The sequence below is a fragment of the Paracoccus sp. (in: a-proteobacteria) genome (assembly GCF_046462195.1).
Taxonomy (GTDB): Bacteria; Pseudomonadota; Alphaproteobacteria; order Rhodobacterales; family Rhodobacteraceae; genus Paracoccus.
This window is the reverse complement of sequence record NZ_JBKGUN010000019.1, coordinates 1-11,404: the sequence shown is the minus strand read 5'-3', so window position 1 is coordinate 11,404 and position 11,404 is coordinate 1. Positions and strand designations below refer to the sequence as shown.

Annotated in this window: 7 protein-coding genes; 2 read left to right on the top strand and 5 right to left on the bottom strand. The window is 64.4% G+C overall.

Going from position 1 to position 11,404, the window contains the following annotated elements:
• Window positions 1-110: 110 nt before the first annotated feature.
• On the bottom strand, window positions 111-854 hold the full coding sequence (locus ACLHHB_RS01295) for a cytochrome c biogenesis CcdA family protein (protein WP_410216494.1): 744 nt from the start codon (window positions 852-854) through the stop codon (window positions 111-113).
• Window positions 855-975: 121 nt separating this feature from the next.
• On the bottom strand, window positions 976-3,558 hold the full coding sequence (locus ACLHHB_RS01290) for a ribonuclease E/G (RefSeq protein WP_410216471.1): 2,583 nt from the start codon (window positions 3,556-3,558) through the stop codon (window positions 976-978).
• 1,250 nt (window positions 3,559-4,808) lie between these two features.
• On the opposite strand from ACLHHB_RS01290, the gene ACLHHB_RS01285 reads away from it, so the two are divergent.
• The gene (locus tag ACLHHB_RS01285; RefSeq protein WP_410216470.1) at window positions 4,809-5,693 is read left to right on the top strand and encodes a hypothetical protein; all 885 of its coding nucleotides are present in this window, start codon (window positions 4,809-4,811) and stop codon (window positions 5,691-5,693) included.
• Window positions 5,694-5,698: 5 nt separating this feature from the next.
• Here ACLHHB_RS01285 and ACLHHB_RS01280 read toward each other — a convergent pair whose 3' ends face one another.
• Genes ACLHHB_RS01280 through ACLHHB_RS01270 form a run of 3 tightly spaced genes read right to left on the bottom strand, consistent with a single transcriptional unit; the run spans window position 5,699 to window position 8,276 of the window.
• Window positions 5,699-6,310 (bottom strand): inner membrane-spanning protein YciB, encoded by a 612-nt coding sequence (locus ACLHHB_RS01280; RefSeq protein ID WP_410216469.1) that lies wholly within the window; start codon window positions 6,308-6,310, stop codon window positions 5,699-5,701.
• 26 nt (window positions 6,311-6,336) lie between these two features.
• A complete protein-coding gene (locus tag ACLHHB_RS01275) occupies window positions 6,337-7,236 on the bottom strand; it encodes an EamA family transporter (RefSeq protein ID WP_410216468.1) in 900 nt (299 codons plus the stop codon).
• A 50-nt stretch (window positions 7,237-7,286) separates the two neighbouring features.
• Window positions 7,287-8,276: a DUF1223 domain-containing protein gene (locus tag ACLHHB_RS01270; protein WP_410216467.1), complete on the bottom strand. Its 990-nt coding sequence runs from the start codon at window positions 8,274-8,276 to the stop codon at window positions 7,287-7,289.
• A 356-nt stretch (window positions 8,277-8,632) separates the two neighbouring features.
• On the opposite strand from ACLHHB_RS01270, the gene acnA reads away from it, so the two are divergent.
• A partial coding sequence (acnA, locus tag ACLHHB_RS01265) for an aconitate hydratase AcnA (RefSeq protein WP_410216466.1) occupies window positions 8,633-11,404 on the top strand: 2,772 nt, incomplete at its 3' end.

Here is an 11,404-nt window from a genome sequence, read left to right as displayed (position 1 = left end):
TGAAGAAGAGGATAGCGCGAATGTTGCCTTCGCGCCACAAAAGATTCCGTTTTCGAGGCACGCAGGTTCCCGACCCCGCAGGGGGCTTGCCGTTTGCGCCCTTTTGGACTTCAGCCCAGCGCCGCAAGAGCCGGGAAGGTTTCCAGCAACCAGAAGCTGAAGGTTGAGAAGGCGCCGGTCAGCAGCATCACCCCCACTGCCACCAGAAGCGCGCCCATGACCCGCTCGATCGTTTTCAGCCAAGGCTTGATGCGGTTCATCAGGCCAATCGCCCGGTTGATGAAGATCGCTGCCAGAAGAAACGGGATGCCGAGGCCCAGCGCATAAATGGCAAGAAGGGCCGTGCCGCGTGACAGTTCCCCTCCCGTGGCGGCCAATGACAGGATCATCCCCAGCTGCGGCCCGATACAGGGCGTCCAACCGAATGCAAAGGCCAGGCCCAGTACATAGGCCCCGAACGCGCCGCCATCCTGTTTGCCGGCATCCATCCGTGCCTCGTGATCCAGGATCGGGATGCGGATGACATGCAGGAAATGCAGGCCCATGATGACGACCATCACGCCCGCGACGCGCGCCAGGATGTCCTGATACTGCAGAAAGGCCCGCCCGAAGGCCGAGGCTGCGAGGCCCATGACCAGAAACACGGTCGACAGGCCCATGACAAAGAACAAGGCGGGCAACACGGCACTGCGCTCGCGGGTCTTGAGGCCGTTCACGCCCACCCCGGTCATATAGGCCAGGTAAGGCGGCACGATGGGCAGCACGCAGGGTGACAGGAAGGACAGGATTCCCGCGAGCAGCGCCACAAAGGCGGCGGGCAGGAAGGCGGCAGTGGCGAGTTCGATTCCCAACATGGCCCGCAGCTTAACGCGGTGAAGCGCGAAGGACAGGGGCCAAGGCGTCACGCCTTCGTGGAACAGATGGAAAAGGGGCGCGGTGTCCACACCGCGCCCCTTTCAAAGTCCGGTCAAAGCCTCAACGGCCGGACCACCAACCGCGGCGCTTGGGCTGCGGCTGCTCCAGCGCCGGTTCGGGCTGGTTGGCCGGCTGGGGCACCTCCTGCACCGAGATATCGGCTGCAACCGCTTCGGAGTGATGCGCGGGCTGGTCTTCAGCCGCATCGGCTGGCGCATCAGGTTCCGCAGGCGCGGAGGGCTGTTCGTCAACCTGACGATCAACTCCGGCGTCGGCAACCGGCGCGGCCGATGACTCGACCAGCGCTTCGGCAATCGCCTCGACCGGGGTATTCGCCAGAGCTTCCGCGGCTTCCAGATCGCCCTGAGGACCATCGGTGGGAGTGACAACGGCTTGGACCGACACCGGAGCGGCGTTCAAACCCGGTAGCGCGTCGGCGCGCCCATCCTCGGCACTGTCGGCCAGATCGACCACCTCGGGCAGCGCTTCGGTATCGCCATCGGCCGATTTGCGCGACCGTGAACGGGACCGCGAGCGAGAGCGGCCCGAACCTGCGCCATCGGCTGCATCGGCCGGTGCCTCGACGGGTGCTTCCGCGATGGGCTCGTCCTGTTCTTCCACGTCGTCCGAACCTTCGTCACGCGCTTCGGCGCTCTCGTCCTGTTCGGCGCCCTCGGCACGCTCACCCGACTTCCGCCGACGACGCCTGCGGCGGCGGCGCGTACGTCCGCCCTCGCCTTCTCCCTCGTCCTCTTCGGTCGCAGAGGCCTCGGTCTCGGCTGCCTCGGCTGCCGAATCAGGGGCTTCGGCGGCTTGCGCCACCACAGGAACCTCGTCCAGTTTCTCGACCTCGTCGATCTCGTCCTCGTCATCGATGCTGGCCATCAGGTCGGCATTGACCCCAAGCGGCACCTGCGAGGGTTCGGGCACGACGCGTGTCGCGGTCTTGAACTTCTCGATCGCATAATCGGGCGAAACGAGTGCCGGGTCGGCCTCGACACGCACGGACATGCCATAACGCGCCTCGATACCCGCCACATGCTCCCGCTTCGCATTCATCAGGAAGTTGGCTACAGCGACGGGTGCCTTGACCAGCACCTCTCGCGACCGCTTGCGGGTGCCCTCTTCCTCGATGGCGCGCAGGATGGTCAGCGCCAGGCTGTCATCGCTGCGGATCAGGCCGGTGCCGTGGCAATGCGCGCAGGGCTGCGTCGTGGATTCCAGCATGCCGGGACGCAGGCGCTGGCGTGACATCTCCATCAGGCCAAAGCCCGAGATGCGGCCGATCTGGATGCGGGCGCGGTCGGATTTCAGCCGTTCCTTCATCCGCTTCTCGACGGCAACGTTGTTCCTGCGCTCGTCCATGTCGATGAAGTCGATGACGATAAGGCCAGCAAGATCCCGCAGGCGCAGTTGGCGCGCCACCTCGTCGGCCGCCTCGAGATTGGTCTTGAGCGCCGTTTCCTCGATCGAACCTTCCTTGGTGGCCCGTCCCGAGTTCACGTCGATGGCCACCAGAGCCTCGGTCACGCCGATGACGATGTAACCGCCCGACTTCAGCTGCACGACCGGGTTGAACATGCCGGCGAGATAGCTTTCCACCTGGAAGCGCGCGAACAGCGGCATCTGATCGACATAATGCGTCACGTTCCGGGAATGGGACGGCATGATCATCTTCATGAAGTCCTTGGCAACGCGGTATCCGCGCTCGCCCTCCACCAGGACCTCGTCGATGTCGGCGGAATACAGATCGCGGATGTTGCGCTTGATCAGGTCGCCTTCTTCATAGATCGGCGCAGGCGCGATCGACTTGAAGGTCAGGTCGCGGATCTGCTCCCACAAGCGCAGCAGGTATTCATAGTCACGGCGGATCTCGGTCCGGGTCCGCTGGCTGCCGGCGGTGCGGATGATCAGGCCGGCGCCCTTGGGCACCTCCAGCTCGTTCGCGATGTCCTTCAGCTTCTTGCGGTCGGCCGCATTGGTGATCTTGCGGCTGATCCCGCCACCACGTGCGGTGTTGGGCATCAGGACGCAGTAACGTCCAGGAAGCGACAGATAGGTGGTCAGCGCGGCGCCCTTGTTGCCCCGCTCTTCCTTGACCACCTGGACCAGCATGATCTGGCGGACCTTGATCACTTCCTGGATCTTGTAGCGACGGGCCCGGGGCTTGCGGGGCGCGCGGACCTCTTCGGTCACGTCCTCTTCGGCGACCGATTCGATCTCGTCGTCCTTGTCGGAGGCATCCTGGCCTTCGGCGTCGTCATCCGCGACCGCTTCGTCATCGCGCGCGGCGGCTTCGGCGCGTGCAGGCTTGCGGCGGCTGCTGCGCTCGTCCTCGGCATCCTGAGCCTCGGCATCGGCGCGCTCTTCGGCCATCAAGGCCTCGCGGTCGGCAGCCGGAATCTGGTAATAATCAGGGTGGATCTCCGCGAAGGCCAGAAAGCCATGGCGGTTTCCGCCGTAATCCACGAAAGCCGCCTGCAGCGAAGGTTCGACCCGCGTCACCTTGGCGAGGTAGATGTTCCCCGACAGCTGACGCTTGTTGACGGTCTCGAAATCAAATTCCTCGACCTTTGTTCCGTCGACCACGACCACCCGAGTTTCCTCGGCATGGGTGGCATCGATCAGCATTTTCATTGCCATTGATATGTCTTTCGCGCAGCCGTTGCCCGGGCGGAGCCAGCGGCATTCCCGGGTTCGGTCTGCGGTGTGATGAGGACACGGGCGCGTCACCGTCGAAGACTTCGCAACCGGCGACGCCCATGGCCCGCCTGTTCTGAAGTCTGCCGTCCAAAGCGCGCGTCATCGCGTCTGTTCCTTCGAATGACCCGGTGCCACATGGCCGGCCGGGCCGCTGTCTGTCGGCACCCCCGGGCGCAGTCCCGATCGGGCGGCGCAACCAAGAGGCGGGTTTTCCGCGTGGCCCGTGCCTTGCCGACCTGTCGGGTCGGGATCAGTGGGGCCGCGCTGCGAAACTGTCGGCACAAGGCAACCCAAGGTTGAGGCTGTCCGGCGCATCCCCTCACCATAGAGGGTCGCACACGGAAATTTCAATGCCGAAAACGACAGCTCATCCTTTGCGGCGATTTCCGGCCTCGGCGCGCGATGCCGGAATGGCCCCGTTTGCGATCTTTACGCCAGGCACATCCTTGCCAAAGCAACGCGCAGGTTGTTCCTGCCTGCACCGGCCAATGATTATTCAGGCAAGGCCCGACCACAGACGGCCATCCCTCTAAAGGGTCATGCCCGATCAAGCGGCTGCCCGGAACGGCCCATATTCTTGAAGCAACCGCTGGGGTTCGCGATGCTGCAGGTGTCGGCATGGCGCGGCCAGCCAATGACGCTAGGCATCAGTAACACTCGCAACGACTGGCCGCCTGTGTGGAATACCTGAGCGGAGTCTTCCAGCTGCGCCGCTGCTTGATCGTGCCGGCAGCGCTCTGGGGCCAAGGGCTTCAAGTCTGCTCCGGAGGCAGGTTTGAAGGCAACTGCCCGTTCTCCTTTTGCATCTGGCCACACATGATGCCCTTCAGAGCGAAACGCGGTACTCGCTGCTGACCGGTTCGATAATCACAACATGCCCAGATCCCCTTGCATGAGCGGTCCATCGGAATGGATGCCTGCCATCCGTTTGTCCCGAAGCGTATGAAGCATGGCTGAAGGGGAGACCGGACGAGGCCTTGACCGCGCCCTGTCCCGAGGATCAAACGGTCATCCACCGGCAGGGCGGCGGCCATTGTCCAACATTGTCGAAACCGGTGCAGATAAAGGACCGGCGCAGGCTGTCTGTTGGGAACGTGTTGCCATGTCACGTTGCCTTAACAGGTTCTTCATTCTGCTGTTGCACCCTTGGACTAGGCACGCCCCTGACGGGGCGGCGACAAGGGTGCAGAATGGCGGTCGTGCAGGTCAACGCTGACGAAGTGGTTCCGCAACCCCTGCTGCGCAAGGCTGCCCGCCTGCCACACGGGGCTCCCATCGTGGTGATGCTGCACGGGTACCGTTATTCACCCCGCCACCCCCTGCACTGCCCGCATGGCGACATCCTGTCCCCGGTGGATCTGCCCCATGTCGCCTCTTGGCCACGGGCGTTGGGCTTTACGGGAACGCCCGGCGAAGGGCTGGCGATCGCTTACGGGTGGGAAGCGCGTGGACGCCTCGGCGCCGCCTATGATCGTGCCGGTTCGGTCGGTGCCGCCCTTGGAAGGCTGGTGTCGGACCTGTCGCAACAGGCAGGCCGACCGGTGGGACTGATCGGTCATTCCCTGGGCGGGCGGGTCGCCCTGCAGGTCATGGCCACCGCCCTGCCCGGCGCAGTGGGCCGGGTCGTTCTGCTGAATGCGGCCGAGTTCCGGTGTCAGGCAGCAGCTGCACTGGACCGCCCCGGCGCCCAGGGAGCCGAGGTCCTGAACATCACCGCACGCGAGAACGACCTGTTCGATTTCGTTCTGGAACAATGGCTGGCGCAAGGCCGCCGCCGCGCGCTCGGTCTGGGGCTGGAACGGCAGCGCAGCAATTGGGCCGACATGCAGATCGATGACGGGGCGACGCTGGACGCACTGGCGGATCTGGGCTTTCCGACCGACCGCCGTGCACGCCTGTTGTCGCACTGGACGCCCTATCTTCGGGCAGGATTGTTCGATTTCTACCGCGCTGCGCTATGCTATCCCTGGGCGCTGCCCTTGGGGCTTTTGCGCCATCACCTGCCTCAGCGGACGCAGCCGCGGTGGTCACGTTTGCTGGCCCGACCGCAGGCGCTGGGGGTTTTGCGGACTTGAAGCCGTCAGCGCAGATCGTCGCCGTTTTCCTTTTCAGGCAGCGCATGGGCACGATAAAGGCCCGCATTGCCCAGCAGGAATGCGAACAACAGGACCGGCAGGCCAAATGTCTTGAAGTAAACCCAGGTGGTGTCGGACAGGTTGCGCCAGACCATCTCGTTCGCGACGGCCAGCAGAACAAAGAACACCACCATGCGAAGCGTCAGCTTGCGCCAGCCTTCCGCATCCAGCGGCAGTGTTTCCGACAGCACCGCGCCCAGCCAGTTGCGGCGCAGCGCCAGGCCGGTGCCCAGAATGCCCGCGAACAGGAGATAGATCAGCGTCGGCTTCAGCTTGAAGAAGCGCGGGTCGTTCAGCCAGACCGACATCCCCCCGAAGACGATGACCAGGACCAGCGTCGCCACCTGCATCGGCGCCAGCTTGCCCGACAGCCGCCACTGGATCAGGGTGCTGATGATCTGCGCGGGAATGAATGCCAGCGTCGCCAGGATGAAGCCGCTGTAGGTCTGCCCCCACAGGACGACATCCTGCCCGCGATAAAGCATGAAGACCGCGAAGAACAGGATCAGCGGTCCGAATTCCAGCGCCGGCTTGACCCAGGGTTTGGTGTTTTCCATGCCTCTGCCTTTTCCGTTGCCACCCTTCAGGCGGCGAATTCCACGATCACCGCACCGGCTGCGATCAATGCCATCAGCACGACGCGCCGCGCCCCCACCTTTTCGCCCAGGATCACCCAGCCCACAAGGGCGGCAAACACGGTCGAGGTTTCCCTCAGGACTGCCGCCCGACCCACCTCGTCCAGACGCGTGGCCAGCATGACCGAGCCGAAGCTGGCAAAGGCCACCAATGCCCCTATCACGCCACGTGTGGCCAAGGGCAGGATCTCGGTCCGGGGAAGGGTCACAAGACGGCGCAGGGACCACAACGGCATGAAGATGCCGTCAAGCACGAAGAACCATGCCAGAAAAGTGAAGGGATCGGCGGCCAGCCGGATGCCCCAGGCGTCATAGGTCGTATAGATCGCGACCAATGCGCCCGTAATGCTCGCCCAAGCCAGTGCAGGCACCAGCGTGTCGCGTCCGACCTCCAGCTTCCGCAGGCTATTCGCCGCCAAGCCAAAGATGCTGCCCACCAGCAGCGCCAGCCCCGCCCACTGGATGCTGTTGAACCGTTCGTCAAAGACCAGCATCGCGGCCAGGACGGCGAACAACGGGGCGCTGCCGCGCACGACGGGATAAACGACGGTATAAGCGCCGCGCTGATAGGTCAGCGCCTGCGCCACCTTGTAGGCGACATGGATCAGCATTGCCCCCAGCAACACCGGCCACAGTCCCTTGTCGGGCCATGGCACCAGGAACAGCGCCACCGGCAGGGCCATCAGCCCATAGCTGAGGTCGATCGCCGCCCGGCTGATCCACGGATCGTGACGGCCCTTTTGGAGCGCCCCGAAGACGGCATGCAGAAAGGCTGCGGTGATGGCCAGGATGGAGGCCAGCCGCGCGCCCTGCTCGGTCCCCGAGAGTTCTATGACAAGGTTCCCCATGCCTGCCACATGACCGCAACCTGCACGACGTGCAAGAGTCCAGAGGCGGTTCAGTCCAGCCGGATGGCAGCCAGGATCGACCCCGGCAACTGCTTTTTTCCCAGCATCTTCTGAACCAGCAGTGCATGGCGGGTATCGTCCGGAAAGCTCGCGTTTTCGACGTGCTCTCCCCGGACGTTCAGCCGCAGGGCGTTGTGCCCGTCCCATTGGGACAGCCGATCCAGCGACAGGACCACATTGCTGTATGTCACGGTCTTGCCGCGGTTCTCGCCCGCACTCAACTCCACCTGCCGTTCGGGAACATAGCGAACCAGCACGATCTCGACCTGCCCTCCCAGATCGGAAAGGGGCTGCAACTCGATCGTTTCACCCTGTTCGGTCCGGTCGCGCTGCACGCTGATCAAGGCAGGGGCATAGCGGCGGGCGTCGATCAGACCCATCAACTGCGCGGGTCCGGGTGCCACCGCCGTTTCCTGCCCGTCCACGATCATCTGAGGCGTGTAGACCGACCGTTCCCCGACGGCATGGGCATAGGCGCCTTGGCGTTCGGTGAATTCGGGCCGGGCAAAGCTGTCGGCCCAACCAAGATAATCCCAGTAATCGACATGATAGGACAAGGGGAGGATATCGGCCTGGCCTGTCAGCATGGTCAGCATCCCGTCTGCCGGCGGGCAGGATGAACATCCCTGTGACGTGAACAGTTCGACCACGACGGGAATGATGTTCAGGGCAAGATCCGGCGTGATTGGCGGGGCGACATCCAGCAAGGGAAAGCTGCCGATGCCGCCTGATTCGACAAGGCTCGAAGCCGAGGGAGCCATGCGGCCGGCATCCTCGGGGGCCGGAATGACGGGCGCCCCGGCTGTGTCGGGCGCGGCATCGCCAGCGAATATATCGGCACCGGGATCGGCAGGTCCTGAACCGGACATGTCCACCAGGCCCCCCGGCGCATCGGCTCCGGGAAAATCCTGCGCATGGGCATCCACCGGCGCAACCGCCAGCCACGTGGCAGCCAGAACCGCCACCGCGGCACGGTGCAAGTCCCCGGTTCTGCAGGAACCGTGCCCGGCAGTCCGGATCGCTCCTCCGGGGGGCATGCAGAAGCGTCCCGCCCTGTTCAGCCCCGGACCTGGCCAGACCGCCATGCTTTGTTCCCCGTCATGTCTCACCTGCATGGTGTTACCCGCCCCGGCCGGGCAAGGCCAAATCAACGCTTCGTCAACCCTGCCACCCGAAAGCGCACGTGCCTGTGCGGCAACAGGCTTGAGCTTTCCGGCGCGTCATGGTATGCGATTGCATACAATCTGATGCGGCGCCCTTGCGATGCTGCCCCCGATGGGGCAAAGCAGGGGCACGCATGTCCGACCCATCCACAGTTGCAGACAGGGAGGCCCTGATGCCCATCCAGACAGGAACCGACACCGCCAAGACGCGCCGGACGCTGAGCGCCGGCGGTCAGGAGGTCGACTATTACTCCATCGCCGCCGCCACCGAGGCAGGGCTTGGCGACTTCTCAAAACTGCCGGCCGCGCTGAAGGTCGTGCTGGAAAACATGCTGCGCTTCGAGGATGACGGCCACACGGTGTCGCTGGACGACATCAAGGCCTTTGCCGAGTGGGCGACGCTGGGCGGCAAGAACCCGCGCGAGATCGCCTATCGTCCGGCCCGCGTGCTGATGCAGGATTTTACCGGCGTTCCGGCCGTGGTCGACCTGGCCGCGATGCGAGACGGCATCAAGGCGCTGGGTGGCGATCCGCAAAAGATCAACCCGCTGAACCCGGTGGACCTGGTCATCGACCATTCGGTCATGATCGACGAATTCGGCACCCCCCGCGCCTTTCAGCGCAATGTCGAGCTGGAGTACGAGCGCAACATGGAGCGTTACACGTTCCTGAAATGGGGTCAGAAGGCGTTCAACAACTTCCGCGTGGTGCCGCCCGGCACCGGCATCTGCCACCAGGTGAACCTGGAATACCTGGCCCAGACCGTCTGGACCGACACCGACCAGTCGGGCAAGACTGTCGCCTATCCCGACACGCTGGTCGGCACGGACAGCCACACGACCATGGTCAACGGCCTGGCCGTGCTGGGCTGGGGCGTGGGCGGGATCGAGGCCGAGGCCGCGATGCTGGGCCAGCCGATCTCGATGCTGATCCCGGAGGTCGTGGGCTTTAAGATCACCGGCGCGCTGACCGAGGGCGTGACCGCCACCGACCTCGTGCTGAAGGTCGTGCAGATGCTGCGCAAGCATGGCGTCGTGGGCAAGTTCGTCGAGTTCTATGGCGAAGGCCTGGACAACATGCCGCTGGCCGACCGCGCCACGATCGCCAACATGGCGCCGGAATATGGCGCGACCTGCGGCTTCTTCCCGATCGATGACGAGACCCTGCGCTATCTGCGCCAGACCGGCCGCGAAGAGGACCGCATCGCCTTGGTCGAAGCCTATGCCAAGGAAAACGGCTTCTGGCGGACGGCGGATTACGCGCCGGTCTATTCCTCGACGCTGGAACTGGACCAGAGCACCGTGGTGCCCGCGATCTCGGGTCCCAAGCGCCCGCAGGATCACGTGCCGCTGACCGACTCGGCCCGTGCCTTTGGCGAATACATCAAGGGCGTGCGCCCTGCCGCCAGCGTGCCTGCCGCCGAAAAGGCCAAGATGACGGCCGAAGCGGGCTCGCCCTCTCCCGACCGTGCCGAAATCCCGGGCGGCGACCATGGCCATCTGAACAGCGCCGCTGTCGAGGGCGAAGATTACAGGCTGCGTGACGGTTCGGTGGTGATTGCTTCGATCACCTCCTGCACCAACACCTCGAACCCTTACGTGCTGATGGCAGCGGGTCTCGTGGCGCGCAAGGCCCGTGCTCTAGGCCTGACCCGCAAGCCTTGGGTCAAGACCTCGCTGGCGCCCGGTTCGCAGGTGGTCGAGGAATACCTGAAGGCCGCCGGCCTCCAGGAGGACCTGGACGCCCTGGGCTTCAACCTTGTGGGCTTTGGCTGCACCACCTGCATCGGCAACTCGGGCCCCTTGCAGCCCGAGATCTCGCAGGCGATCAACGACAACGACCTGGTGGCCGTGTCCGTCCTGTCGGGCAACCGCAACTTCGAAGGGCGCATCTCGCCCGACGTGCGCGCGAATTACCTGGCCTCGCCCCCGCTGGTGGTGGCCTATGCGCTGGCGGGTGACATGAACATCGACCTGACCACCGAGCCATTGGCCCATACGCCCGAAGGTAAGCCGGTGTTCCTCAAGGACATCTGGCCGACCTCCAAGGAAGTGTCGGACCTTGTCGACCGCATCGTCACGCGCGAGATGTTCCAGGCCAAATACGCCGACGTCTTCAAGGGAGACGAGCGTTGGCAGGGTGTCGAGATCACCGACAGCGAGACCTATGACTGGCCGGCCTCCTCGACCTATATCCAGAACCCGCCTTACTTCCAGGGCATGTCGCAGCAGCCGGGCACGATCAGCGACGTCAAGGGCGCCCGCGTCCTGGCGCTCCTGGGCGACATGATCACGACGGATCACATCTCGCCCGCAGGGTCGTTCAAGCCGACCACTCCCGCGGGTCAGTACCTGACCGAGCGTCAGGTGGCACCGCGCGATTTCAACAGTTACGGTTCGCGCCGCGGCAACCACGAGATCATGATGCGCGGCACCTTTGCCAACATTCGCATCAAGAACGAGATGCTGGACGGGGTCGAGGGCGGCTATTCCAAGGACGCCGGCGGCAACCAGTCGGCGATCTATGACGCGGCGATGTCCTATGCCGAACAGGGGACGGCCCTGGTCGTCATCGGCGGCATCGAGTATGGTGCGGGCTCCAGCCGGGACTGGGCGGCCAAGGGCACGAACCTGCTGGGCGTCAAGGCGGTCATCGCCGAAAGCTTCGAGCGTATCCACCGCTCGAACCTGGTCGGAATGGGCGTGCTCCCACTGCAGTTCAATGCAGGCGACACCGCCGAAAGCCTCGGGCTCGACGGCCGCGAAAAATATACCATCACCCGCATCGGTGAATTGAAGCCGCGGCAGGATGTCGAAGTGCAGGTGCGCAAGGACGATGGCCGCGAGTTCGCCTTCACCGCCCGCTGCCGCATCGACACCTACAACGAGCTCGAATATTTCCGCGCGGGCGGAATCCTCCACTATGAGCTGCGGAGGCTCGCCGCC

Excerpts from the sequence above, each read along its gene's own strand:
- ACLHHB_RS01295 (WP_410216494.1), bottom strand. The coding sequence starts at position 854 with ATGTTGGGAATCGAACTCGCCACTGCCGCCTTCCTGCCCGCCGCCTTT.
- ACLHHB_RS01290 (WP_410216471.1), bottom strand. The coding sequence starts at position 3,558 with ATGGCAATGAAAATGCTGATCGATGCCACCCATGCCGAGGAAACTCGG.
- ACLHHB_RS01285 (WP_410216470.1), top strand. The coding sequence starts at position 4,809 with ATGGCGGTCGTGCAGGTCAACGCTGACGAAGTGGTTCCGCAACCCCTG.
- ACLHHB_RS01280 (WP_410216469.1), bottom strand. The coding sequence starts at position 6,310 with ATGGAAAACACCAAACCCTGGGTCAAGCCGGCGCTGGAATTCGGACCG.
- ACLHHB_RS01275 (WP_410216468.1), bottom strand. The coding sequence starts at position 7,236 with ATGGGGAACCTTGTCATAGAACTCTCGGGGACCGAGCAGGGCGCGCGG.